Here is a 24,609-nt window from a genome sequence, read left to right as displayed (position 1 = left end):
GCGCTCGATCTCATAGGCGCCACAAGTGCCCTGACGAACACATTTCAGCCCTGACACATTCCCAAGCCCCAACAAAAAGCCCCGGTTCAAAAGAACCGGGGCTTTTTCATGACAGCTACAGCGGCAATCAGCCGTTGAACACTTGATCCACGCTGGTCAGCGGGTAGTGCTTCGGATACGGCAGGGTAGCAACGCCGGATTCGATGGCGGCCTTGGCCACAGCGTCGGAAACGACAGTGATCAGGCGTGCGTCCAGCGGCTTCGGAATGATGTACTCACGACCGAACTCCAGGCCTTCGACACCGTAGGCTTCGCACACTTCTTTCGGCACTGGCAGCTTGGCCAGGTCCTTCAGGGCGATGGCGGCGGCGATCTTCATTTCTTCGTTGATGCGCTTGGCACGAACGTCCAGGGCACCACGGAAGATGAACGGGAAGCCCAGAACGTTGTTGACCTGGTTCGGGTAGTCGGAACGACCGGTGGCCATGATCACATCGTTGCGAGTGGCGTGCGCCAGCTCAGGCGAGATTTCCGGATCCGGGTTCGAGCAGGCGAACACGATCGGGTTGGCAGCCATCGACTTCAGGCCTTCAGGGCTCAGCAGGTTCGGGCCGGACAGGCCTACGAACACGTCAGCACCGTCGAGCGCGTCAGCCAGGGTGCGCTTGTCGGTAGCGTGGGCGAACTGGGCCTTGTACTGGTTCAGGTCGTCACGGCCAGCGTGGATGACACCGCTGCGGTCGATCATGTAGATGTTTTCGACCTTGCCACCCATGCTCACCAGCAGCTTCATGCAGGAGATGGCAGCAGCCCCGGCACCCAGGCAGACGATCTTGGCATCTTCGAGCTTCTTGCCGGCGATTTCCAGGGCGTTGATCATGCCAGCCGCGGTAACGATGGCGGTACCGTGCTGGTCATCGTGGAACACTGGGATGTCGCACTGTTCGATCAGGGTGCGCTCGATTTCGAAGCACTCAGGTGCCTTGATGTCTTCGAGGTTGATGCCACCGAAGGTGATCGAGATACGGCGAACGGTGTCGATGAACGCTTGCGGGCTTTCCGATTCGACTTCGATGTCGAACACGTCAATACCAGCGAAACGCTTGAACAGAACGCCCTTGCCTTCCATGACCGGCTTGGAAGCCAGTGGGCCGAGGTCACCCAGACCGAGGATGGCGGTGCCATCGGAAATCACCGCAACCAGGTTGCCTTTGCCGGTGTATTTGTAAGCCAGCTCTGGATCACGGCCAATTTCACGCACGGGCTCAGCAACACCTGGGCTGTAGGCCAGGGCGAGGTCACGGGCGGTGGCAGTGGGCTTGGAGAGTTCGACGCTCAGTTTCCCCGGACGAGGTTGAGCGTGGTATTCGAGAGCGGCGGTTTTCAGGTCTGACATGGTGGGCATTCCGCTATTTACTGTTCTGACGGACCGCCGAGGATACGCAAAGAGCCGGGGAGTCACAAGACTGGTCGGTCACTTGTGTCAAGGCCTTTAGCCTACGACTTTACGCTATAACCCACGGGGGCATACGGCTAACAGTGTGTACAATCCAATAGCGAAATGTCTACATCTTTTAGCCTGAAAAACGCTCCAACATGCTCGGATCGGTCAATTGCAACACCCAGCGTCGCTGCCCAGGCTTCAGGCCGCCCTTGCGGGAACGGTCCAGCACCCAGCCTCGCGCTTCGACCTGGCGTCCCTTGAGGTTATCGAAGAAGCTGGCGGGGAAGTTGCGTTGCAGACGAGCGGGAACCTGCAGCACCACAGTGTCGTCCAGGGTGAGCCAGACCCCACCACGATTGCGCTCGATACCCTTGATGCGGCCACCGACCACAGCGAAGCCCGACTGCCTGACATTGCCTGCAGGCACCACGGGCGAGCGTCGCCACACACCGACACCGCCCTTGCGCGCCGCTTGCTCGGCAACCTGCAGGCAGCCGCTGAGGCTTACATTGGGGGCAACTGCCACGCGGTAGCCCAAACCCTCGCTGAGCAACCGTGCTTCCATATTGTCGCCATTCAGGCCGTAGATATGCGCCAATGTGCGGCCATACTTGTCTTTTCCCTCAACGCCAGGCACCAGCCCGACGCGGCCGTCACTGGCATTGACCAATGCTTGAAGGCGTCGCCTGGCGGCCTCGGCATAGGGCTCGCTGCTGCGCCCTTTGCGGCCGACTTCCGGGGTATTGATGCCGATCAGGCGCACGCTGCGGCCATCGACCAGGCGCAAGGTATCGCCATCCACCACCTGGCGTACCTGCACTTGCTGTGGCTGCTCCGGCAGCGGGCAGAACGCCAGGGCAGGGAAATGCCAGATGACGCCCATAAAAAAAGCGCCCACAAGGGGCGCTTTTTTTTGCAGCAATGCGAAACCCGAGGGGTTCGCCATGCGCATGATTACTTCTTGGCACCGAACATGCCGAAGCGATCGGCGAACTTCTGTACGCGACCACCGGTGTCCAGGACTTTCTGCTTACCGGTGTAGAACGGGTGGCACAGGTTGCAAACGTCGATCGACAGGGTGTTGCCCAGGGTCGAACGGCTTTCGAACTTGTTGCCGCAGCTGCAGGTGACTGCAACTACTTCATAGTTCGGGTGGATACCTTCTTTCATGGTCGCTTCCTCGAGCTGCGTGCCGCCATCCAACACCAATTGTTGAATACCGCACGTAATTAGGCGGCAAATAATACCAGAGCGCTGCGCTAGTGCAAGTTGTCGCTTGCACCGACCGTCGTCTGCTAGGCTCGCCAGTCTTTGATACGCCCTCCGAGACCTTCCGCGTGCCCGACGTCATCCTGCGACTTGCCCTGCCCTCCCCGCTGCGTCGCCTGTTCGACTACAAGGCACCCGCGAGCATGGCGCGCCAGGCCTTGACCCCAGGCATGCGCATTCGCGTGCCATTCGGCCGCCGCGAGATGATAGGCGTGCTGGTGGAGGTGTGCGCACAGAGCGAGGTGCCCGCCGACAAGCTCAAGCCGGCCAGCGCCCTGCTCGATCCGGTATCGCCGATCCCGCCATCGCTATTCAAACTGTGCCTGTGGACCGCCCAGTACTACCAGCACAGCCTGGGCGATACCCTGAGCTGGGCCCTGCCGACGCTATTGCGCCAGGGCGAACCTGCCGAGATGCGCCAGGAGCGCTTCTGGCATATTGCCCCCGGTGCCCGCCTGGAAGACCCCCGGATCGCCCGCGCGCCGCGCCAGCGCGACGCCCTCAAGACCCTGGCCCAGCACCCGCACGGCGTGGCCCACAGCCTGCTGGCCAAGCTCAACCTGAACAAGGACAGCCTCGACCTGCTGCTGGCCAAGGAGCTGGTGCAGATTGAAGTCCGCCGGCACTCGCCGGCGCTACGCCACGAACACTGGCTGGCGCAGCCGGAACTGCCGCTCAACGATGAGCAGCGCGACGCCTTTGACGCTGTGCGCGAAGGCTTTGGGGGCTTTGGCGCATTCCTGCTGGCCGGCGTCACCGGCAGCGGCAAGACCGAGGTCTACCTGCAGCTGATTCGTGAAACCCTGGAAGCCGGGAAGCAGGCGCTGGTGCTGATCCCGGAGATCAACCTCGGCCCACAGACCCTGGCGCGCTTCGAGCAACGCTTCAACGCCCGCATCGCGCTGCTGCATTCGGCGGTGAACGACCGCGAGCGCCTGGACGCCTGGCTGGCTGCCCGGGACGGCGAGGCCGATATCATCATCGGCACCCGCTCGGCATTGTTCACGCCGATGAAAAACCCCGGCCTGATCATCATCGACGAGGAGCACGACGGCTCCTATAAACAGCAGGAGGGGCTGCGGTATCACGCCCGTGACCTGGCACTGGTGCGCGCCCACCAGGAGAACATCCCGATCCTGCTAGGTTCTGCCACGCCGTCGCTGGAAACCCTGCACAACGCCCTGACCGGTCGCTACCGCCTGCTGCGCATGAACCAGCGCGCCGGTGGCGCCCGCCCGCCGCGCATGCTGCGCCTGGACGTAAAGAGCCTGCCACTGGACAGCGGTATCAGCGGCCCGCTGCAGCAAGCCATCCGCCAGACCCTGGAGGCGGGCCAGCAAGTGCTGGTATTCCTGAACCGCCGCGGCTTCGCCCCGACCTTGCTGTGCCACGATTGTGGCTGGCTGTCCGAGTGCCCGCGCTGTGATGCACGCATGACCGTGCACCAGCGTTCTGGCGTGCTGCGCTGCCACCACTGTGGCTACGACGAACGCCTGCCGCACCAGTGCCCGCAGTGCAACCACGTGGACCTGCGCCCGGTCGGCGCGGGCACCGAGCGCGCCGAAGAACGCCTGAAGGTGCTGTTCCCGGACTACCCGATCCTGCGGGTGGACCGCGACAGCACGGCGCGCAAGGACGCCATGCACAACCTGTTCACTACCATACAGCGCGGCCAGCCGAGCATCCTGGTCGGTACGCAGATGCTTGCCAAGGGCCACCACTTCCCCCGGGTGACCCTGGTGGCCATCCTCGACGCCGATGGTGGGCTGTTCTCGGGTGATTTTCGCGCCAGTGAGCGCATGGCGCAGCTGATCGTGCAGGTGGCCGGGCGCGCCGGTCGGGCCGAAGAGCCAGGCAAGGTCATCATCCAGACCCACCTGGCCGACCACCCGCTGTTGGTGCAGCTTACCGAGCAGGGCTACTTCGCCTTTGCCGAACAGGCCCTGGACGAACGCCGCGCCGCCGGGCTGCCGCCCTACTCCCACTTGGCCCTGCTGCGCGCCGAAGCGCACAAGCCGGGGCAGGCCGAAGGTTTCCTTGACGAAGCCTGCGCCGCCGCCGAACGCCTGGTGGCCCAGCAGCGCCTGCCGGGCATCGAACTGCTGGGCCCGGTGCCGGCGCCCATGGAGCGCCGCGCCGGGCGCTTCCGTGCGCAACTGTTGATACAGGCCAATACCCGGGCGCCTTTGCATCGACTGATCAGTGCCTGGTTGCTAGTGTTGGAGCAGATGCCCAGCGGGCGGCAGGTACGCTGGTCGCTGGACGTCGACCCGGTCGACCTGTACTGACGTCTGGCGCTGCTTTGCAGCCCCAAAGGTTGGCAACCCGCTCCCGGCAACGGATAATGCCCAGTTTTTCCACCTGCGCATCCAGGCGCTCACCGCGCTTGCGGTCGAAAAGAGATCCCCATGAAAGACACCATTCGCCAGCTGGTCCAGCAAGCCCTCACCCAACTCGTCACCGACGGTGTGCTGCCTGAAGGGCTGTCGCCGGCGATCCAGGTGGAAAACGCCCGGGACAAGACCCACGGCGACTTCGCCAGCAACATCGCCATGATGCTGGCCAAGCAGGCAGGCATGAAGCCACGCGACCTGGCCGAAAAACTGATCAACGCCCTGCCGGCCAGCGCCGACATCAGCAAGGTGGAAATCGCCGGCCCCGGCTTCCTCAACTTCTTCCAGAACACCGACGCCCTGGCCAACCGCCTGGACGCCGCCCTGGCCGATGACCACCTGGGCGTGCGCAAGGCCGGCCCGCGCGAAAAGGTCGTCATCGACATGTCGGCGCCAAACCTGGCCAAAGAGATGCACGTCGGTCACCTGCGCTCGACCATCATCGGTGACAGCGTCGCACGCGTGCTGGAATTCTTGGGTGACAATGTCATTCGCCAGAACCACGTCGGCGACTGGGGCACCCAGTTCGGCATGCTGATGGCCTACCTGCAGGAAAACCCGATCACCAGCGACGAGCTGTCGGACCTGGAGAACTTCTACCGGGCGGCGAAGAAGCGCTTCGACGAATCGGAAGAGTTCGCCACGCGCGCCCGTGGCCTGGTGGTCAAGCTGCAAGCCGGCGACCCTGAGTGCCTGGCCCTGTGGACCCGCTTCAAGGACATCTCGCTGTCGCACTGCCAGAAGACTTACGAGCTGCTCAACGTCAAATTGACCATGGCCGACGTGATGGGCGAAAGCGCCTACAACGACGACCTGGCCAACGTGGTGGCCGACCTCAAGGCCAAGGGCCTGCTGGTCGAAGACCAAGGCGCCCAGTGCGTGTTCCTGGAGGAATTCAAGAACAGCGAAGGCGAACCCCTGCCGGTGATCGTGCAAAAAGCCGACGGCGGCTACCTGTACGCCACCACCGACCTGGCCGCAGTGCGCTATCGCAGCAACGTGCTCAACGCTGACCGCGCCCTGTACTTCGTCGACCAGCGCCAGGCCCTGCACTTCAACCAGGTATTCGAAGTGGCACGCCGTGCAGGCTTTGTCGGCCACCCGATGCAGATGGAGCACATGGGCTTCGGCACCATGAACGGCGCCGACGGCCGCCCGTTCAAGACCCGGGACGGCGGCACCGTCAAGCTGATCGACCTGCTCACCGAGGCCAAGGAGCGCGCCTACGCGTTGGTCAAGGAAAAGAACCCGAGCCTGGCTGACGAAGATCTGCGCCACATCGGCGAAGTGGTTGGCATTGGCGCAGTAAAATACGCCGACCTGTCCAAGCACCGCACCAGCGACTACAGCTTCAACTTCGAGCTGATGCTCAACTTCGAAGGCAACACCGCCCCGTACCTGCTGTACGCCTACACCCGCGTAGCCGGCGTATTCCGCAAGCTGGGCAAGGGCTTTGACGAAGTCGAAGGCAAGATCGTGCTGCAGGCCGCCCACGAGCAGGACCTGGCTGCGCGCCTGGCGCAGTTTGGCGAAACCCTCAATAGCGTCGCCGAAAAAGGCACACCGCACGTGCTGTGCAGCTACCTGTACGACCTGGCCGGGCTGTTCTCCAGCTTCTACGAGAACTGCCCGATCCTCGCCGCCGAAACCCCGGAGCAACAGCAAAGCCGCCTGCGCCTGGCCGCCCTGACCGGCCGCACCCTCAAACAAGGTCTGGAACTGCTCGGCCTGGAAACCCTGGAGCGCATGTAAGTTGGCTGCCAAGAAAAAACCCACCCCAAAACGCGGCGCCAGCCGCCAGACGGCACCGGCCAAACAGCCGATCCCTGGCTGGGTATGGATGGCCGTCGGCCTCACCGTCGGCGCGTTCATCGTGTTCCTGATGAAGCTCGAGCCGGGGGGCGATGACATCAAGCGTGCCAAGCCCGAGCAGCAGAAGACGGAAAAGGTGACCGAAGCCAGCAAGCCTGCGCAGGCCACCCCGCAGCAGCCGGTGAAGCCGAAGTACGACTTCTACACCCTGCTGCCGGAGTCTGAGGTGATCGTGCCGCCAGAAGCGGTACCGGAGAAGACGCCACCGGTACCGGCCCAGCCCGTGACCCCGGTGACGCCGGCAGAAGCGGCAAAAATCGACACCGCGCGGGCCCAGGCGGCGTTGCTGGGCCAGACCCCGCCACCGCCACCACCGGTGATCAAGCCGGCTGCGACCACCCAGTACTTCCTGCAGGCTGGCTCGTTCCGCAAGCAGGCCGATGCCGACAAGGTCCGTGCGCAGATCATCCTCCTGGGCCAGTCGGTGAAGGTGGAGTCGGGTACGGTCAAGGACGAGACGTGGTACCGCGTACTGGTTGGGCCCTTCAGCAACCGTGAACAGCTGACCGGTGCGCAGAAGCAACTGGCCGGGGCCGGGTTCAGCAACCTGCTGCTGCAACAACGGCAGACCCGGCAGTAACCCAGCCACAAAAAAAGGCCTTGCCGCTTCGGTGCGACAAGGCCTTTTTCATTACCCGCGAAGCATTTCAACGCAAGGCGTTGCGCTCAGACACCTGGCTGTTCAACGTCCAGAAGTCATACAGCACCCCCACCAGGAACAAGCCGCCGGTAAAGAAGTAAATGATCGCGGTGATCCACTTGCCCTGATACAGCCGATGCAGGCCAAACACCCCAAGGAAGGTCAGCAGGATCCAGGCGATGTTGTAGTCGATACGCCCGGACTGGAACCGCAGGTCTGCTTCACGGTCCATGGCCGGGATCAGGAACAGGTCGATCAACCAGCCAATGCCCAGCAGGCCCAAGGTGAAGAACCAGATGGTGCCGGTGATGGGCTTGCCGTAGTAGAAGCGATGCGACCCGGTGAAGCCGAAAATCCACAGCAGGTAACCGATGACCTTGCTGTGAGTGTCGTGATAGGGCGCCCCCTGTTGATAAGTATTCATTCATAGCCCTCGTGGGTTATCCGAAAATTTTCTAAAAAAAAATGTGACTTTCTTGTCGCAGGCCGACGTACGGCACCTGGGCAATCGACCAACGGATCAAAGATTGATCAAAAAGCTGTTATAAAGTTGCGCGCCCAACACATAACTATTCATAAGAGCTTCATCTATGCCGCCTTTGATCAAGACATGGCTGACCCTCTGCCTATTATTGCCCCTGGCCGCCCACGCCACCAATCGTGAGCAACGTCTTCCCAATGGTTTCACCGGCTACACCACCAATGCCTCGGTGAAACACGCGCCGGTCAAGCAGACCGCTCTACGCGCACGCCCAGCCAATGCCGCCAGCAACCGCGGCTTGCCAGTGGCTGCCATGTCGCCGAAGCAGAGCAGCGATGTGCTCAGCCGTGCCGTGAATGTGCTCGGTACCCCTTATGTTTGGGGTGGCAGCAGCCCGAAAAAAGGGTTCGACTGCAGCGGGCTGGTGAAATACGCCTTCAACGATGTCGCAGACGTCGACCTGCCGCGCACCTCCAATGCCATGGCCCAGGGCCATGGCGTCAAGGTGGCCAAGGGTGACCTCAAGCCTGGCGACCTGATTTTCTTCAACATCAAGAGCCGCCGGGTGAACCATGTTGCCATCTACCTGGGCAACGACCGCTTCATCCACGCACCACGGCGTGGCAAGCGGGTAAGCATCGACAACCTGAGCAAGCCCTACTGGCAGAAGCACTACGTAGTAGCCAAGCGGGTGCTGCCTAAGGAACAGCAGCAGCTGAACCTGGCCAAGCGCTGAGCAGGCCCGGCCCTTTCGCGGGTGAACCCGCTCCCACAGGGACCGCACAGTCTTCAAAGGCTGCTTCGTACTTGTGGGAGCGGGTTTACCCGCGAAGAGGCCAGAACAGGCACTATAGGTCTTTGATCAGCCCCTTCTCTCTCAGCTCCCGCATTGCCCCCTCCATCGTCCGCATCCCTTCTGCACCACCCGCCTGCATCACCGAACACAACTGCGCCATTCGCCCCTCCCGCACCAGGTTGCGCACCGCCGGCGTCGCCACCAGCACTTCCCGCGCCGCCACCCGCCCACCGCCCACACGCCTGACCAGTACCTGAGCCACCACCAGGCGCAACGACTCGGCCAACATGGTTCGCACCAAGGGCTTTTCCTCGGCAGCAAACACCTCCACCAACCGGTCAACGCTGCTGGCCGCCGACCGCGTATGCACGGTCGCCAGCACCAGGTGCCCGGTCTCGGCTGCGCGCAAGGCCAGGCGAACGCTTTCCAGGTCACGTAGCTCACCGATCATGATCACATCCGGGTCCTGGCGCAGCGCACTGCGCAGCCCTTGGGCGAAGCCGCCGCTATGGCGGCCAATCTCACGCTGGTTGATCAGGCTGCGCTGGCTGCTGTGGATAACTTCGACCGGGTCTTCGAGGGTGATGATGTGCAGCGCCCGTTCGCGGTTCAGCTGGTCGATCAACGTCGCCAGGGTGCTGGACTTGCCACTGCCGGTAGGCCCACCGACCAGAATCAGGCCATCAGTGCATTGCGCAACAGCTTGATACACATCCCCCAGGTCGAGCTCATCCAGCGTGGCGATCCGCCCCGGGATCAGCCGAAAGGTAGCCCCAGCGCCGTTCAGTTGGCGAAACAGGTTCAGCCGAAAGCGGCCAAGCCCGGGCAACTCCAGCGCCAGGTCCAGCTCATCGCCCTGGGCCCATTGCCGCCGTTGGTGTTCAGCCAGCAAGGGCGCCATGCCTTCGGCCAGGTCTGCCGGGACCAGAGCCGGCAAATTCATGCGTTGCAAGTCACCCTCAATGCGCAGCATCGGGATCTGGCCCGCCGCCAGGTGCAGGTCCGAAGCCCCCGCATCCACGGCCCGGGCCAACAGGTCGGTCACATCCATGAGACTCCCCAAAGGCCTTCAAGTAGGTAGAATGCCGCAGACCCTCTAGCCGCCGGCATCCGTCCATGTCCACCCTAGCAGACAACCTTTCCGCTATTTCCGCCCGCATCGCCAGCGCTGCCCAGGCTGCCGGGCGCGATCCGGCCAGCGTCCAGTTGCTGGCCGTGAGCAAGACCAAGCCCGCCAGCGCCATTCGCGAAATCCACGCCGCTGGCGTGCGCGATATCGGGGAAAACTACCTACAGGAAGCGCTGACAAAGCAGCAGGCGCTAAGCGACCTGCCCTTGATCTGGCACTTCATCGGCCCCATTCAGTCGAACAAGACCAAAGCCATCGCCGAGCATTTCGACTGGGTGCATTCCGTGGACCGCCTGAAAATTGCCCAACGCCTGTCCGAGCAGCGCCCTGCCGGCCTGGCGCCACTGAACCTCTGCCTGCAAGTGAACGTGAGCGGCGAAGACAGCAAGTCTGGCTGCGCCCCCGCAGACCTTCCGGCCCTGGCCAAGGCCGTGGCCGGGCTGCCCAACCTGCGCTTGCGCGGGTTGATGGCAATCCCCGAGCCCACCGAAGACCGCGCCGCCCAGGAGGCTGCCTTCGCCCGCTTGCGCCAGTTGCAGGAAAGCCTGGGCCTTGGCCTGGACACCCTGTCCATGGGCATGAGCCACGACCTGGAAGCGGCTATCGCACAGGGTGCGACCTGGGTACGCATCGGCACCGCCCTGTTCGGTGCCCGCGACTACGGCCAAAACTGACTCCATGCTTTACTCACTCTTCCCCACAAGGACCTGACATGAGCAAGACACGTATTGCCTTTATCGGCGCCGGCAACATGGCCGCCAGCCTGATCGGTGGTTTGCGTGCCCAGGGCCTGGACGCCTCGCAGATCCGCGCCAGCGACCCGGGCGCCGAGACCCGCACCCGCATCCAGGCCGAGCACGGCATCGAAACGTTCGAGAACAACGCCCAGGCCATCGACGGCGCCGACGTCATCGTCCTGGCGGTCAAGCCGCAGGTCATGAAAGCCGTGTGCGAGGCCCTCCAACCCAACCTGCAGGATGGCCAACTGATCGTTTCCATTGCCGCCGGCATCACCTGTGCCAGCCTGCAAAGCTGGGTGGGCGCTCGCCCGGTGGTGCGCTGCATGCCCAATACCCCTGCGCTGCTGCGCCAGGGCGTAAGCGGCCTGTACGCAACCGCTGAAGTGTCCGACACGCAGCGCCAGCAGGCCGAACAACTGCTGTCGGCCGTGGGCACAGCCCTGTGGCTGGATCAGGAACAACAACTGGACGCCGTGACCGCAGTGTCCGGCAGCGGCCCTGCGTACTTCTTCCTGCTGATCGAGGCCATGACCGCAGCAGGCGAAAAGCTCGGCCTGCCACGTGAAACCGCTTCGCAGCTGACCTTGCAGACCGCCCTTGGCGCTGCCCGCATGGCGGTTGCCAGCGATGTCGATGCCGCCGAGCTGCGCCGCCGAGTCACCTCGCCCGCCGGCACCACCGAAGCTGCGATCAAGTCGTTCCAGGCCAGCGGCTTCGAAGCCATCGTCGAGCAGGCGCTGCAGGCTGCGGCTACGCGCTCCGCCGAACTGGCCGAACAACTGGGCAAATAAGGAGCTTTAGATGAATGCACTGTCCGGCGCCGCGATATTCGTGGTGCAAACCCTGGTCAGCCTCTACCTGGTGATCGTCCTGTTGCGTTTTGTCCTGCAACTGGTCAAAGCCAACTTCTATAACCCGCTGTGCCAGTTCGCAGTGCGCGCCACGCAGCCGCTGCTCAAGCCAATCCGCCGGATCATCCCCAGCATCGGTGGGCTGGACACCTCGTCGCTGCTGCTGGCGGTCATCATCCAGGCCCTGCTGATGGGCTTCGTGCTGATGGTCACCTACGGCACCTTCGGTGACGTCCTGCACCTGCTGATGTGGGCGATCATCGGTATCACCTCGCTGTTCCTGAAGATTTTCTGGGTGGCGATGATTGTCATGGTGATCGTCTCCTGGGTTGCCCCCAACAGCCACAACCCGGCCGCCGAGCTGGCCTACCAGATCAGCGAGCCGGTACTGGCACCGTTCCGCCGCCTCGTGCCCAACCTGGGCGGCATGGACATCTCGCCGATCTTCGCCTTCCTGGCGATCCAGGTGATCCAGTCGTTCGTCATGCCCCCGCTGGCCGCCTACGCAGGCATGCCACAAGAACTGTGGCGCATGATCTGACCCTGGTTGCTTCCAGCGGCAAGCCTTTGCTTGCCGCTGGGGGTAGCGCTCTTTAGACTTACGCCTCCGTCAAGCGTGAGCAGGGTCGATGTCCACTGTCTTTCCCGAAGATTCCGTCGGTCTGGTAGTACCGCAAACCGCCCGGTTCGATGAACCGCTGGCACTGGCTTGTGGCCGCTCCCTGGCCAGTTACGAGCTGGTCTACGAGACCTATGGCACCCTGAACGCCAGCGCGAGCAACGCCGTGCTGATCTGCCATGCCCTCTCCGGCCACCACCATGCCGCCGGCTACCATGCCGCCACCGACCGCAAACCGGGATGGTGGGACAGCTGCATCGGCCCTGGCAAACCGATCGACACCAACCGCTTCTTCGTGGTCAGCCTGAACAACCTCGGCGGCTGCAACGGTAGCACCGGCCCCAGCAGCGTCAACCCGGCCACGGGCAAGCCTTACGGCGCCGACTTTCCGGTACTGACCGTAGAGGACTGGGTGCACAGCCAGGTGCGCCTGGGCGAGCGCCTGGGCATCCAGCAATGGGCCGCTGTCGTCGGCGGTAGCCTGGGCGGCATGCAGGCACTGCAATGGACCATCAGCTACCCGGAGCGTGTGCGCCATTGCGTCGACATCGCCTCGGCACCCAAGCTGTCGGCACAGAACATTGCCTTCAACGAAGTCGCTCGCCAGGCCATCCTCACCGACCCCGAATTCCATGGGGGTTCGTTCCAGGACCAGGGCGTCATCCCCAAGCGCGGCCTGATGCTGGCGCGCATGGTCGGCCATATCACCTATCTGTCCGACGACTCGATGGGTGAGAAATTTGGCCGTGAGCTGAAAAGCGACAAGCTCAACTACGACTTCCACAGCGTCGAGTTCCAGGTCGAAAGCTACCTGCGCTACCAGGGCGAGGAGTTTTCTGGCCGTTTCGACGCCAACACCTACTTGCTGATGACCAAGGCGCTGGACTACTTCGACCCGGCCGCAGCCCAGGGCGGCGACCTGGCCGCCACCCTGGCCCACGTGAAGGCGCAATACTGCATCATGTCGTTCACCACCGACTGGCGCTTCTCGCCGGCCCGTTCGCGCGAGATCGTCGACGCGCTGATGGCTGCGCGCAAGAACGTCTGCTACCTGGAGATCGAATCGCCTTACGGGCACGATGCCTTCCTGATCCCCACACCTCGCTACATGCAGGGTTTCTCGAACTACATGAACCGCATTGCCATCTGAGGACAGCATGAGAGCCGATCTGGAAATCATCCACGACTGGATCCCCGCCGGCAGCCGGGTACTCGACCTGGGCTGCGGCAGCGGCGAACTGCTGGCCTCGCTGCGTGACCGCAAACAGGTCACCGGCTATGGCCTGGAGATCGACGCCGACAACATCGCCGCCTGCGTGGCCAAGGGCGTCAACGTCATCGAGCAGGACCTGGACAAGGGCCTGGGCAATTTCGCCAGCAACAGTTTCGACGTAGTGATCATGACCCAGGCCCTGCAGGCCGTGGAGTACCCCGACCGCATCCTCGACGAGATGCTGCGCGTTGGCCGCCAGTGCATCATCACCTTCCCCAACTTCGGCCACTGGCGCTGCCGCTGGTACCTGGCGACCAAAGGCCGCATGCCGGTATCGGACTTCATGCCGTATACCTGGTACAACACGCCGAACATCCACTTCTGCACCTTCGCCGACTTCGAGGAGCTGGTGCACGAACGCAGGGCCAAGGTGCTTGACCGCCTGGCCGTCGACCACTTGCACCGCAACGGGTGGGGTGGCCGGCTTTGGCCTAATCTTCTAGGTGAGATCGGCATCTACCGCGTCAGCAGCCCGGGCCTGCCAGAGCACCAGCTCGCTGTCTGACGCCCACCGGAGGAATTGCCCCATGCGTCGCCTAGCCCTGTTCCTGATCAGCCTGTGCCTGGCATTGCCAGTACTGGCTGCCGATGCCGCCCGGCCCGAGCGCAAGGAAGTGTTTGGCGACGTGACGGTGCATTACAGCGCATTCACTTCGAGCATGCTCACACCCGAGGTGGCTGCAGCCACCGGGCTTGTGCGCAGCAAGAACCAGGGCGTGCTCAACATTGCCGTGCTCAAGGCCGGCAAGCCCACCCCAGCACTGGTCAGCGGCAAGGTCAAAGACCTGACCGGGCGCATCAGCCCGCTGTCGTTCAAGCAGGTTACCGAACCGGGCGCGGTTTACTACATCGCCCAGTTCAAGATCGAACAAGCAGAAACCGTCACCTTCGACCTGACCATCGAAACCGGCGGCATCAGCAACTCCCTCAGCTTCAACCAGGAAGTGTTCCCAGGCGAATGATGAATTTCCAGCAACTCGTATTGGCCAGCCATAACGCCGGCAAACTCAAGGAACTCCAGGCCATGCTCGGCCAGTCCGTGCAGCTGCGCTCGATTGGCGAGTTCAGCCAGGTCGAGCCGGAAGAAACCGGCCTGTCGTTCGTCGAGAACGCCATCCTCAAGGCACGCAACGCCGCCCGTATTTCCGGCCTGCCGGCCCTGGCCGACGATTCTGGCTTGGCCGTGGACTACCTCGGTGGTGCGCCGGGTATCTACTCGGCACGCTATGCCGACGGCAAGGGTGATGCAGCGAACAACGCCAAGCTGCTCGAAGCCCTGAAAGACGTGCCCGAAGCGGAGCGCGGCGCGCAGTTCGTCTGCGTCCTGGCGCTGGTGCGCCATGCCGACGACCCGTTGCCGATACTGTGCGAAGGCCTGTGGCACGGCAGCATCCTGTTCGAGGCCAGCGGCGAGCACGGTTTCGGCTACGACCCGCTGTTCTGGGTACCGGAGCGCAACTGCTCCAGCGCCGACCTGGCCCCGGCAGATAAAAACCAGCTCAGCCACCGCGCCCGTGCCATGGCCCTGCTGCGCCAACGTCTGGGCCTGGCATGATCGAAATGCTGTCCTCTCCCGGCGCGGCGGCCTTTACCAGCCTGCCGCCGCTGGCGCTGTACATCCACATCCCATGGTGCGTACGCAAATGCCCTTACTGCGACTTCAACTCCCACGCTGCCGGGCCTGAACTGCCGGAAGACGCCTACGTCTCGGCCCTGCTGGACGACCTTGACCAGGAGCTGGCTGCCGTACAGGGCCGCCCGATCAGCTCGATCTTCTTTGGTGGCGGTACACCCAGCCTGTTCAGTGCCAACGCCCTGGGGCGGCTGCTGCGCGGCGTGGAACAACGCATCCCGTTCGCGCCAGACATCGAAATCACCCTGGAGGCCAACCCGGGTACCTTCGAGCAGGACAAGTTCAAGGCCTACCGGCAAACCGGCATCAACCGCCTGTCCATCGGCGTACAGAGCTTCCAGCCAGCCAAGCTGGAGGCGCTGGGACGCATCCACAATGGCGACGAAGCGGTCCGTGCTGCCGGTATGGCGCGTGCTGCCGGCTTCGACAACTTCAACATGGACCTGATGCACGGCCTGCCCGACCAGTCGCTGGATGACGCGCTGGGTGACTTGCGCCAGGCCATCGACCTGGGGCCGACGCACCTGTCGTGGTACCAGCTGACCGTGGAACCGAACACGGTGTTCTGGAACCAGCCGCCAGAGCTGCCCGAGGACGACATCCTCTGGGACATCCAGGAGGCGGGCCAGGCATTGATGGCCGAGCACGGGTTCCGCCAGTACGAGGTTTCGGCCTATGCCCAGGCGGACCGCGCCGCGCGGCACAACCTCAACTACTGGCGCTTTGGCGACTTCATCGGCATTGGTGCCGGTGCACACGGCAAGCTGACCTTCGCCGACGGCCGCATCCTGCGCACCTGGAAAACCCGCCTGCCCAAGGACTACCTGAACCTGGCCAAGCCGTTCAAGGCCGGCGAAAAGCTGCTGCCGGTCGACGAACTGCCGTTCGAGTTCCTGATGAACGCCCTGCGCCTGACCGATGGCGTGGAAGCCGAACTGTTCACTCAGCGCACTGGTTTGCCGCTTGCACAACTGCGCGAGGCACGCCGCGCCGCCGAACAAAAAGGCCTTTTACAGGTCGAACCGGATCGACTGGTAGCCACGCCAAGGGGCCAGTTGTTCCTCAACGACCTGCTGCAGTATTTCTTGACCTAAGGATGACCCATGGATCTGGTACTTGATCTACTCGCGACGGTTTCCCGCTGGAGCCGCGGCAACCTGTCGGAGATTTCACTCGCCTTGGTAGGCTGCCTGCTGGTGCTGTTCGGCAGCGATGTCAAAGCCTGGGCCGAACAACGCCTCGGTGGCCTGGCGGGTGCACTGAGGGTGCCGTTCATGGCGCTGATGGTGATGGTGGGCAGCGGTGCGGCGCTGATCTATGCCACGCCGTGGGTGGTGAAGGGGCTGGGCCAGTTCAACAACTACGCGCTCGCGCCGGTGTTGCTGGTGGTGCTGGTGTTGATTGGTGTGGTGGCTGATCGCAGGGGTTGATTCCACCTACAAAGGCCCTTGCAAGAGCAACTGCCTTACTCACAATCTCAAAGGTTGCGTAATTTCTGTGGGAGCGGGCATGCCCGCGAACACCGGCAAAGCCGGTGCCATCTACCGCGTCGCCTGCTTCGCGGGCATGCCCGCTCCCACAGATATGCCTTGGCCTCCGTGTTGGCGGGCCAATCTTCCAGCATCTAAGAGGCACTTCGATGCCTTCGAAAACTCTGGGGACGTTTTCGGTGAAGTCCCAGAGCGAAGGATACTCAGTCCTGTCGCTCACAAAAAAACCGCCTTTCTCAAGGCGGTTTTTTTCGCCCGCATTTCTGCAAGCACCAGCACATCGAAAGGCCAGATCAGCCGATCAATCCGCCTTCTCGAACTTCAAGTCCCACACCCCATGCCCCAGCCGCTCGCCGCGGCGTTCGAACTTGGTGATCGGGCGCTCTTCCGGGCGTGGCACGTAGGTGCCGTCGGTTGCACGGTTGCGATAGCCCGGGGCGGCGCTCATCACTTCCAGCATGTACTCGGCATAGGGCTCCCAGTCGGTGGCCATGTGGAACACGCCACCGGGCTTGAGCTTGCGACGTACCAGCTCGGCAAACTCCAGCTGGACGATGCGGCGCTTGTGGTGGCGCGCCTTGTGCCAAGGGTCTGGGAAGAACAGCATCAGGCGGTCGAGGCTGTTGTCCGCCACACAGCGGTTCAGCACTTCGATGGCATCGCAGTCGTACACCCGCAGGTTCTTCAGGCCCTGAGTCAGTACGCCGTTGAGCAGCGCGCCGACACCCGGGCGGTGCACTTCCACACCGATGAAGTCCTGTTCAGGCGCGGCAGCCGCCATTTCCAGCAGGGAATGGCCCATGCCGAAGCCGATCTCCAGGGTGCGCGGCGCCGAACGGCCGAACACCTGGTCATAGTCCACCGGGCTGTCGGCCAGCGGCAGGATGTACAGCGGGCCGCCCTGGTCCAGGCCGCGTTGCTGGCCTTCGGTCATGCGCCCGGCGCGCATCACGAAGCTCTTGATGCGGCGGTGTGGGCGGGCTTCGCCGTCGGGGGTGATCGGCGTATCGTGCGATTCAGTCATCAGGAGCTCTTACTTGATCAGACCATCCAGCGGCGAAGAGGCGCTGGCATAGAGTTTCTTCGGCATACGGCCGGCCAGGTAGGCCATGCGACCGGCGACAATGGCGTGCTTCATGGCTTCGGCCATGAGCACCGGTTGCTGGGCGTGGGCGATGGCCGAGTTCATCAGCACTGCCTCGCAGCCCATTTCCATGGCGATGGTGGCGTCGGAAGCGGTACCCACACCGGCATCGACCAGCACCGGCACCTTGGATTCTTCCAGGATGATCTGCAGGTTGTAGGGGTTGCAGATGCCCAGGCCGGTGCCAATCAGGCCAGCCAGCGGCATGACCGCGATGCAGCCGACTTCGGCCAGCTGACGGGCGATGATCGGGTCGTCGCTGGTGTACACCATCACGTCGAAACCTTCCTTGACCAGCACTTCGGCGGCCTTGAGGGTTTCGATCACGTTGGGGAACAGGGTTTTCTGGTCGGCCAGCACTTCCAGTTTCACCAGCGTGCGGGATTCGTGCGACTTGCGCCCGTCCAGCAGTTCACGAGCCAGACGGCAGGTGCGCACCGCTTCCACCGCGTCAAAGCAGCCTGCGGTGTTCGGCAGGATGGTGTACTTGTCGGGCGACAGTACGTCGAGCAGGTTCGGCTCGCCCGCATTCTGGCCAAGGTTGGTGCGGCGTACGGCGACGGTGACGATCTCGGCACCCGAGGCCTCGGTGGCCAGGCGGGTTTCTTCCATGTCACGGTACTTGCCGGTGCCGACCAGCAGGCGCGACTGGAAAGTACGCCCGGCCAGGGTGAAGGGCTTGTCGCTACGAACGTTGCTCATCGTTGTTCCTCGGGAATAGGTTGCTGGGCTTGCTTGTAAACCGCCGGGCTGCTGTCAGCCACCACCGATGGCGTGGACCACTTCGACCTGGTCGCCGTCGTTCAGCAGCGTGCTGTCGTGCTGGCTACGCGGCACGATATCCAGGTTCAGCTCTACTGCCACACGGCGCCCGGTCAGCTCCAGGCGCGTGAGCAGGGCTGCAACGCTTTCGCCAGCAGGCAGTTCGTAAGGTTCACCGTTCAATTGAATGCGCATGCGCACGGCCACCATTGTTCTTTGGGGCCCGCATTCTAGCGCCGAACCCACCTGCAACCCAAGGCCGCTGCACGCCATTAGTCGCGATTGTGGACCACTCGGTCAGCCCAGCCGCCAGGCTGCCAGGCCCAGGCACAGCCAGCCGGCCAGGAAGCACAGGCCGCCGATCGGCGTGATGATGCCCAGCTTGCCGAGGCCGCTGAGGGTCAGCAGGTACAGGCTGCCGGAGAACAGCACGATGCCTAAGGCAAACAGGCCGCCAGCCCAGCCGATCAGGCGCCCGGGCAGGTGCACCGAGAGCACGGCGACACCGAAGATCGCCAAGGCATGCACCAGCTGGTAGGTCACGCCCGTGTGGAAGATCGCCAGGTAGTCTGCCGTCAGCCGGCTTTTCAGGCCGTGGGCAGCGAAGGCACCCAGGGCGACCCCGGTAAAGCCGAAAAAGGCGGCAAGCATCAGGAAGCTGCGAAGCATGGGACGACTCCTTGTATCGGGTCTGTATAATGGCCCCTTCCACCCGTACGGCCAAGCCATCGCCATGCTGCCAACCCTTCTCCGCCGACTTTCCCGTGCCCTGCTATGGTTCGCTGCCGGCAGCATTGTGCTGGTACTGGTGTTCCGCTGGGTGCCACCGCCCGGCACGGCCCTGATGGTCGAGCGCAAGGTGCAGTCTTGGGTGAATGGACAATCCATCGACCTGCAGCGCGACTGGGAGCCGTGGGAGAACATCTCCGATGAGCTGAAGGTTGCCGTCATCGCCGGCGAGGACCAGAAGTTCGCCAGCCACTGGGGGTTCGACATCCCGGCTATCCAGGCGGCCCTGGCCTACAACGAGCGTGGCGGCAGTGTGCGCGGTGCCAGCACCCTGACCCAGCAAGTGGCCAAGAACCTGTTCCTGTGGTCCGGGCGCAGCTGGTTCCGTAAAGGGCTGGAGGCCTGGTTCACGGCCCTGATCGAGCTGTTCTGGTCCAAGGAGCGGATTCTTGAGGTTTACCTGAACAGTGCCGAATGGGGCAAAGGCGTATTTGGCGCCCAGGCAGCGGCGCGTTATCACTTTGGTGTCGATGCCAGTCGTCTTAGTCGCCAGCAGGCGGCGCAGCTGGCGGCGGTGCTGCCTAGTCCGATCAAGTGGAGTGCCAGCCGGCCGAGCGCCTATGTGGCTAGCCGGGCGGGGTGGATTCGCCGGCAGATGAGCCAGTTGGGCGGGCCCAGCTACCTGATGCAGCTCGATACTTCGCGCAAGCTTTGAGCTTTTTGGGGCTGCTGCGCAGCCCATCGCGACACAAGGCCGCTCCCACAGGCGACCGCGATCCCCTGTAGGAGCGGCCTTGTGTCGCGATGGGCCGCAAAATCTCACAGGCACAAAAAAGCCGCTCACCTTATCCAGGCAAGCGGCTCTGTTTGCAGCCAGGCTCGATCAGGCAGCGATCAGTGCCTTGACCTTGTTCATCGCATTTTTCTCCAGCTGGCGAATCCGCTCAGCCGATACGCTGTACTTGTCTGCCAGCTCATGCAGCGTGGCCTTCTCTTCCGCCAACCAGCGCTGATAGAGAATATCGCGGCTACGCTCGTCCAGCCCTTGCAGCGCCTCGTGCAGGTTGCTGGTGGAGTTATCGCTCCAGTCGGCATCCTCCAACTGCACCGCCGGGTCGTAACGGTGGTCTTCCAGGTAATGCGCAGGCGACTGGAAGGCGCTGTCGTCGTCAGCTTCCGCTGCCGGGTCGAAGGCCATGTCCTGGCCACTCAGGCGGCTTTCCATCTCACGCACTTCACGCGGTTCGACGCCAAGGCTTTCTGCCACGCGGTGCACTTCGTCGTTGTTCAGCCACGCCAAGCGCTTCTTCTGGCTACGCAGGTTGAAGAACAGCTTGCGCTGGGCCTTGGTGGTGGCCACCTTGACGATGCGCCAGTTGCGCAGGATGAACTCGTGGATCTCTGCCTTGATCCAGTGCACGGCGAACGACACCAGGCGCACGCCCATTTCAGGGTTGAAGCGCTTGACGGCCTTCATCAGGCCGACGTTGCCTTCCTGGATCAGGTCAGCCTGTGCCAGACCGTAGCCTGCATAGCTACGGGCGATGTGTACGACGAAACGCAGGTGGGCCATCACCATTTGACGAGCGGCCTCGACATCCTGCTCATAATAGAGACGCTCGCCCAGATCACGCTCCTGCTCGACCGTCAGCAGCGGGATGCTGTTGACCGTGTGCACATAGGCTTCCAGGTTTGCACCGGGTACCAGGGCATAGGCAGGTTGCAACGATGTGGTCATTCAAGAACCTCCGACTTACAAAACTCGCGCCTTGTGGGCGCTGCCAACATAGACCTGGAACGACGGTACAAGTTCCGTAGTGAACAAAATGTCAATGCTGGCACGTAAAAACTATCGCGGCGCCAGCTCGTTCAAATGACGAGCGACGGCAATCCATGCACCGATATACCCCAACAGCACCGCTCCGATCAAGAGCGACAGACCATCGGACGCCGGCACCCCGCCCAGGGCGAAGTCACTGCCGTACAGCCCGGAAAGCCCTACAACCGCGTCGTTGAGCCAATTCAGGCCAAACGCCAGGATACCCCACGCCAGCAGCCCCGCACCCAGGCCATACAAGGCGCCCATGTACAGGAAAGGCCGGCGCACGTAGGCGTCAGTGCCGCCTACCAGCTTGAGCACTTCGATCTCGACACGGCGGTTTTCAATGTGTAGACGAATTGTGTTACCGATTACTAACAGCAGGGCAGAAATCAGCATCACGGCCAGGCCGAAGACGAAGCGGTCACCGAGTTTGAGGATGGCCGCCAGGCGCTCGACCCACACCAGGTCAAGTTGCGCCACTTCCACCCGCGGCAGCTCCGACAGGCGTTGACGCAAGGCATCCAGGGCGGGCTTGTCGACCTCGGTCGGGGTTACCACCACCACGCCAGGCAGCGGGTTGTCGGGCAGTTCGCGCAAGGCCTCGCCCAAGCCGGACTGCTGCTGGAATTCTTCCAGCGCCTGCTCGCGGCTGACAAATTGCGCGTCCGCCACCCCGGGCATGCCCTTGATCTCGTCGCGCAGGGCCTCACCATCGCGGCTGCCGGCATCGAGCTTGAGGTACAGGGAAATCTGCGCAGCACGCTGCCATGAGCCGCCAAGCTGCTCGATGTTCTTCAGCAGCAACGACAGGCCCATGGGCATGCTCAGCGCCACCGCCATTACCAGGCAGGTGAAAAAGCTGCCGATCGGCTGCTTGCCCAAACGACGCAGGCTGTCGGCCATGCTGGCACGGTGGCTTTCCAGCCAGGCATTCAGCAGTGTGCGGAAATCCGGGCCGTCATCGTCCTCGCCGCGTTTTTTCTTCTCCGGTTGCGGGTCGGCCGGCTTTGGCGCAACCCGCTCGGAAACCTTCGGCGTACGTATAGTGCTCATTGCCCGGCCTCCCCATCGCCGATCAAGCGGCCGCGCTGCAAGGTCAGCATGCGGTGGCGCATGCGCGCAATCAGTGCCAGGTCATGGCTGGCGATCAATACCGTGGTGCCCAGGCGGTTGATGTCCTCGAACACGCCCATGATCTCTGCTGCCAGGCGCGGGTCGAGGTTACCGGTGGGTTCGTCGGCCAGCAGCAGGGCCGGCTGGTGCACGATGGCGCGGGCGATACCCACGCGCTGCTGCTGCCCGGTGGACAGGTCGGCCGGGAACAGTTCGCCCTTGTCGGACAGCGACACACGCTCCAGCGCCGAATCCACGCGCTTGGCGATCTCGGCCTTGGACAAGCCGAGAATCTGCAGTGGCAAGGCGATGTTGTTGAACACCGTGCGGTCGAACAACAGCTGGTGGTTCTGGAACACCACGCCGATCTGCCGACGCAGGAACGGGATCTGCGCGTTGCTGATCTGGCCCAGGTCCTGACCGGCCAGCATGAGCTTGCCGCTGGTCGGGCGTTCCATGGCCAGCAACAAGCGCAGCAAGGTGCTCTTGCCGGCGCCCGAATGGCCGGTGACGAACAGGAATTCGCCCCGGCGCGCCCGGAAACTCAGCTCATGCAAACCCACATGACCATTGGGATAGCGCTTGGCAACCTGTTCGAATCGGATCATGGTCAGTCTCGCTCGGCGAACAGAGCCTTGACGAACGGCTCGGCTTCGAAGGTACGCAGGTCGTCGATGCCTTCACCGACACCGATGAAGCGGATCGGGATATTGAACTGCTTGGCCAAGGCGAAGATCACCCCGCCTTTGGCGGTGCCGTCCAGCTTGGTCAGGGCCAGGCCGGTCAGTTCGACGCTCTGGTTGAAGTACTTGGCCTGGCTGATGGCGTTCTGGCCGGTGCCGGCGTCGAGTACCAGCAGCACCTCGTGTGGCGCATCGGCGTCGAGCTTGCCGATCACCCGACGGACCTTCTTCAGCTCTTCCATCAAGTTGTCTTTGGTGTGCAGGCGGCCGGCAGTGTCGGCGATCAGCACGTCGGCGCCACGGGCCTTGGCGGCCTGCACGGCGTCGAAGATCACCGACGCGGAGTCGGCGCCGGTGTGCTGCGCGATCACCGGAATCTGGTTACGCTCGCCCCACACCTGCAGCTGCTCGACCGCGGCGGCACGGAAGGTGTCACCGGCAGCCAGCATGACTTTCTTGCCTTCCAGCTGCAGCTTTTTCGCCAGCTTGCCGATGGTGGTGGTCTTGCCGGCGCCGTTCACGCCAACCACCAGGATCACATAGGGTTTGTTCTGCGCCTGCACTTTCAGCGGTTGCTCGACCGGGCGCAACAGCGCGGCCAGCTCTTCCTGCAGCGACTTGTAAAGCGCGTCGGCGTCGGCCAGCTGCTTGCGGGCAACCTTTTGGGTCAGGTTCTGGACGATGGCCGAGGTGGCTTCCACACCGACGTCGGCCGTCAGCAGGCGCGTCTCGATTTCGTCGAGCAGGTCGTCGTCGATGACCTTCTTGCCGAGGAACAGGCTGGCCATGCCCTCGCCGATGCTGGCGCTGGTCTTGGACAGGCCCTGCTTGAGGCGAGCGAAGAAGCCGGGTTTGGCTTGTTCGGTAACGGTTGCGACGGCTGCGGGAGCTGGCTCGGGCTCTGGTGCGACGGGCTCTGCCACCTGACGCTCGGGAATCGCTGGTGGGGCCTTTGGCTCCAGGTCTGGGACGAGAGCGACAGGTTCCTCGGCAACGGGCAGGACCAGGTTGCTGACAGGGGGTTCAACGGCTTGAGCAGCTACCGGCGCAGGGGTTTCGACCTGCAGAGCCGCAGGCTGCGCATTCGCGGGCACGCCCGCTCCCACAAGGGCCGGGGCAGGCTGAAGGGTCGGGACAACCTCTGGGGCCGGGGCAGGCTCGGGGGCCGGGGCAGGGACTGGGGCGGGTGCAGGCTCGAAGACCGGGGCGGCCACTGGGGTGGGCGCGGGCTCAAGGACCGGGGTAACCACTGGGGCAGTTGCCGGCTCGGCGGCCCGAGGCGCCTCGGTTGCAGGGGCGGGGGTTTCTGCAACCACCGGCTCGACCGGAGCAGCTTCAGGGCGCTCGACGGCGGGCTGCGGCGCTACAGGCTCTGCAGCCTGGGGCTCGGGGGCTTGTGGCTGTTCGGCGACAGGTTGCTGCGGCTTCTTGCGAAACCAGCTGAACAGGCCTTTCTTCTCGCCAGCCTCGGCCGGCGCTTTCTTGTCGTCGTTGGAACCAAACATGGAGGACGGCTATCTCAGGGTAGCGATGAGCCAGTAATGGCACATCGGGAATTCTCTCTACGCAGAACAGACTATCTTGAAGCCTGCTGGTTCATGCGCAACGTTTTGTCTTAGTGTCCTGCGGGCCAGAACGGCGACAGGCATGGTCGCCAGGCAACCGGATCAGTATCCTAGCACCTCCTGGCCCGCCGACGCTAAACCCAGCGGGCCGCCGAACAGGT

At 63.3% G+C, this 24,609-nt stretch carries 27 protein-coding genes; 14 read left to right on the top strand and 13 right to left on the bottom strand.

The genetic code is table 11. The features are described 5' to 3' along the window. Positions 1 to 127 precede the first annotated feature (127 nt). The 3 genes from E8E78_RS24580 to rpmE form a co-directional block, all read right to left on the bottom strand. Positions 128 to 1,396 (bottom strand): malic enzyme-like NAD(P)-binding protein, encoded by a 1,269-nt coding sequence (locus E8E78_RS24580; protein WP_049274634.1) that lies wholly within the window; start codon positions 1,394 to 1,396, stop codon positions 128 to 130. Positions 1,397 to 1,574: 178 nt separating this feature from the next. Then, positions 1,575 to 2,396, bottom strand: coding sequence for a thermonuclease family protein (locus tag E8E78_RS24575; protein ID WP_016502049.1), 822 nt, complete (start codon positions 2,394 to 2,396; stop codon positions 1,575 to 1,577). A gap of 2 nt (positions 2,397 to 2,398) precedes the next feature. Next, positions 2,399 to 2,614, bottom strand: coding sequence for a 50S ribosomal protein L31 (gene rpmE / locus E8E78_RS24570; RefSeq protein WP_016489630.1), 216 nt, complete (start codon positions 2,612 to 2,614; stop codon positions 2,399 to 2,401). Between the two features lie 167 nt (positions 2,615 to 2,781). On the opposite strand from rpmE, the gene E8E78_RS24565 reads away from it, so the two are divergent. The 3 genes from E8E78_RS24565 to E8E78_RS24555 all read left to right on the top strand — a co-directional run bounded on the left by E8E78_RS24565 (position 2,782) and on the right by E8E78_RS24555 (position 7,558). Further along, positions 2,782 to 5,001: a primosomal protein N' gene (locus tag E8E78_RS24565; RefSeq protein ID WP_280314819.1), complete on the top strand. Its 2,220-nt coding sequence runs from the start codon at positions 2,782 to 2,784 to the stop codon at positions 4,999 to 5,001. A gap of 120 nt (positions 5,002 to 5,121) precedes the next feature. Then, positions 5,122 to 6,858, top strand: a complete 1,737-nt coding sequence (gene argS, locus E8E78_RS24560) for an arginine--tRNA ligase (RefSeq protein ID WP_063423299.1) — start codon at positions 5,122 to 5,124, stop codon at positions 6,856 to 6,858. A 1-nt stretch (position 6,859) separates the two neighbouring features. Then, positions 6,860 to 7,558, top strand: coding sequence for an SPOR domain-containing protein (locus E8E78_RS24555; RefSeq protein WP_232861589.1), 699 nt, complete (start codon positions 6,860 to 6,862; stop codon positions 7,556 to 7,558). 67 nt (positions 7,559 to 7,625) lie between these two features. On the opposite strand, the gene E8E78_RS24550 is transcribed toward E8E78_RS24555, so the two are convergent. Beyond that, a complete protein-coding gene (locus tag E8E78_RS24550) occupies positions 7,626 to 8,042 on the bottom strand; it encodes a TM2 domain-containing protein (protein WP_016502053.1) in 417 nt (138 codons plus the stop codon). Positions 8,043 to 8,208: 166 nt separating this feature from the next. On the opposite strand from E8E78_RS24550, the gene E8E78_RS24545 reads away from it, so the two are divergent. After that, positions 8,209 to 8,835 carry a C40 family peptidase gene (locus tag E8E78_RS24545; RefSeq protein ID WP_016502054.1) on the top strand — a complete coding sequence of 209 codons (627 nt, stop codon included), beginning with the start codon at positions 8,209 to 8,211 and terminating at the stop codon, positions 8,833 to 8,835. A gap of 112 nt (positions 8,836 to 8,947) precedes the next feature. Here E8E78_RS24545 and E8E78_RS24540 read toward each other — a convergent pair whose 3' ends face one another. Then, positions 8,948 to 9,946 carry a PilT/PilU family type 4a pilus ATPase gene (locus tag E8E78_RS24540; protein WP_114942770.1) on the bottom strand — a complete coding sequence of 333 codons (999 nt, stop codon included), beginning with the start codon at positions 9,944 to 9,946 and terminating at the stop codon, positions 8,948 to 8,950. Positions 9,947 to 10,011: 65 nt separating this feature from the next. On the opposite strand from E8E78_RS24540, the gene E8E78_RS24535 reads away from it, so the two are divergent. From E8E78_RS24535 to E8E78_RS24495, 9 genes are all read left to right on the top strand, one after another. Continuing rightward, positions 10,012 to 10,698, top strand: a complete 687-nt coding sequence (locus E8E78_RS24535) for a YggS family pyridoxal phosphate-dependent enzyme (protein ID WP_059394475.1) — start codon at positions 10,012 to 10,014, stop codon at positions 10,696 to 10,698. A 38-nt stretch (positions 10,699 to 10,736) separates the two neighbouring features. Further along, positions 10,737 to 11,555 (top strand): pyrroline-5-carboxylate reductase, encoded by an 819-nt coding sequence (gene proC / locus E8E78_RS24530; RefSeq protein ID WP_059394476.1) that lies wholly within the window; start codon positions 10,737 to 10,739, stop codon positions 11,553 to 11,555. A 10-nt stretch (positions 11,556 to 11,565) separates the two neighbouring features. Beyond that, positions 11,566 to 12,156: a YggT family protein gene (locus tag E8E78_RS24525; RefSeq protein ID WP_016502058.1), complete on the top strand. Its 591-nt coding sequence runs from the start codon at positions 11,566 to 11,568 to the stop codon at positions 12,154 to 12,156. Between the two features lie 88 nt (positions 12,157 to 12,244). Continuing rightward, on the top strand, positions 12,245 to 13,384 hold the full coding sequence (locus E8E78_RS24520) for a homoserine O-acetyltransferase (protein WP_016502059.1): 1,140 nt from the start codon (positions 12,245 to 12,247) through the stop codon (positions 13,382 to 13,384). 7 nt (positions 13,385 to 13,391) lie between these two features. Beyond that, positions 13,392 to 14,012, top strand: a complete 621-nt coding sequence (metW, locus tag E8E78_RS24515) for a methionine biosynthesis protein MetW (RefSeq protein ID WP_016502060.1) — start codon at positions 13,392 to 13,394, stop codon at positions 14,010 to 14,012. A 22-nt stretch (positions 14,013 to 14,034) separates the two neighbouring features. Further along, positions 14,035 to 14,469, top strand: a complete 435-nt coding sequence (locus E8E78_RS24510; protein WP_016502061.1) for a DUF4426 domain-containing protein — start codon at positions 14,035 to 14,037, stop codon at positions 14,467 to 14,469. Beyond that, a complete protein-coding gene (rdgB, locus tag E8E78_RS24505; protein WP_061204006.1) occupies positions 14,466 to 15,062 on the top strand; it encodes an RdgB/HAM1 family non-canonical purine NTP pyrophosphatase in 597 nt (198 codons plus the stop codon). The genes E8E78_RS24510 and rdgB overlap by 4 nt, the downstream gene beginning before the upstream one ends. After that, positions 15,059 to 16,234 carry a radical SAM family heme chaperone HemW gene (hemW, locus tag E8E78_RS24500; RefSeq protein WP_016502063.1) on the top strand — a complete coding sequence of 392 codons (1,176 nt, stop codon included), beginning with the start codon at positions 15,059 to 15,061 and terminating at the stop codon, positions 16,232 to 16,234. The genes rdgB and hemW overlap by 4 nt, the downstream gene beginning before the upstream one ends. 9 nt (positions 16,235 to 16,243) lie before the next feature. Then, positions 16,244 to 16,570: a DUF3392 domain-containing protein gene (locus E8E78_RS24495; RefSeq protein WP_016502064.1), complete on the top strand. Its 327-nt coding sequence runs from the start codon at positions 16,244 to 16,246 to the stop codon at positions 16,568 to 16,570. A 361-nt stretch (positions 16,571 to 16,931) separates the two neighbouring features. Here E8E78_RS24495 and trmB read toward each other — a convergent pair whose 3' ends face one another. The 4 genes from trmB to E8E78_RS24475 all read right to left on the bottom strand — a co-directional run bounded on the left by trmB (position 16,932) and on the right by E8E78_RS24475 (position 19,205). After that, positions 16,932 to 17,654 carry a tRNA (guanosine(46)-N7)-methyltransferase TrmB gene (gene trmB / locus E8E78_RS24490; protein ID WP_049276370.1) on the bottom strand — a complete coding sequence of 241 codons (723 nt, stop codon included), beginning with the start codon at positions 17,652 to 17,654 and terminating at the stop codon, positions 16,932 to 16,934. A gap of 9 nt (positions 17,655 to 17,663) precedes the next feature. Further along, a complete protein-coding gene (locus tag E8E78_RS24485) occupies positions 17,664 to 18,476 on the bottom strand; it encodes a thiazole synthase (RefSeq protein WP_003249091.1) in 813 nt (270 codons plus the stop codon). A gap of 54 nt (positions 18,477 to 18,530) precedes the next feature. After that, positions 18,531 to 18,731, bottom strand: a complete 201-nt coding sequence (gene thiS / locus E8E78_RS24480; RefSeq protein WP_033692437.1) for a sulfur carrier protein ThiS — start codon at positions 18,729 to 18,731, stop codon at positions 18,531 to 18,533. Positions 18,732 to 18,833: 102 nt separating this feature from the next. Further along, positions 18,834 to 19,205 (bottom strand): DUF423 domain-containing protein, encoded by a 372-nt coding sequence (locus E8E78_RS24475; protein WP_019472079.1) that lies wholly within the window; start codon positions 19,203 to 19,205, stop codon positions 18,834 to 18,836. A 64-nt stretch (positions 19,206 to 19,269) separates the two neighbouring features. On the opposite strand from E8E78_RS24475, the gene mtgA reads away from it, so the two are divergent. Further along, positions 19,270 to 19,980 carry a monofunctional biosynthetic peptidoglycan transglycosylase gene (mtgA, locus tag E8E78_RS24470; RefSeq protein ID WP_049276371.1) on the top strand — a complete coding sequence of 237 codons (711 nt, stop codon included), beginning with the start codon at positions 19,270 to 19,272 and terminating at the stop codon, positions 19,978 to 19,980. A gap of 168 nt (positions 19,981 to 20,148) precedes the next feature. On the opposite strand, the gene rpoH is transcribed toward mtgA, so the two are convergent. The 4 genes from rpoH to ftsY all read right to left on the bottom strand — a co-directional run bounded on the left by rpoH (position 20,149) and on the right by ftsY (position 24,388). Continuing rightward, a complete protein-coding gene (rpoH, locus tag E8E78_RS24465; protein ID WP_003249083.1) occupies positions 20,149 to 21,003 on the bottom strand; it encodes an RNA polymerase sigma factor RpoH in 855 nt (284 codons plus the stop codon). Positions 21,004 to 21,114: 111 nt separating this feature from the next. After that, positions 21,115 to 22,140, bottom strand: a complete 1,026-nt coding sequence (gene ftsX, locus E8E78_RS24460) for a permease-like cell division protein FtsX (RefSeq protein ID WP_280314838.1) — start codon at positions 22,138 to 22,140, stop codon at positions 21,115 to 21,117. After that, positions 22,137 to 22,808: a cell division ATP-binding protein FtsE gene (gene ftsE / locus E8E78_RS24455; protein WP_012274659.1), complete on the bottom strand. Its 672-nt coding sequence runs from the start codon at positions 22,806 to 22,808 to the stop codon at positions 22,137 to 22,139. Before ftsE ends, ftsX begins: the two co-directional genes overlap by 4 nt. 2 nt (positions 22,809 to 22,810) lie before the next feature. Next, positions 22,811 to 24,388: a signal recognition particle-docking protein FtsY gene (gene ftsY / locus E8E78_RS24450; RefSeq protein WP_059394477.1), complete on the bottom strand. Its 1,578-nt coding sequence runs from the start codon at positions 24,386 to 24,388 to the stop codon at positions 22,811 to 22,813. Positions 24,389 to 24,609: the final 221 nt, after the last annotated feature.

Origin of the sequence: Pseudomonas sp. BN505, from assembly GCF_029873175.1 — a bacterium.
Classification (GTDB): Bacteria; Pseudomonadota; Gammaproteobacteria; order Pseudomonadales; family Pseudomonadaceae; genus Aquipseudomonas; species Aquipseudomonas putida.
Note: the sequence above shows the minus strand (reverse complement) of the source record. Positions and strands in the feature narration are given on the sequence as shown.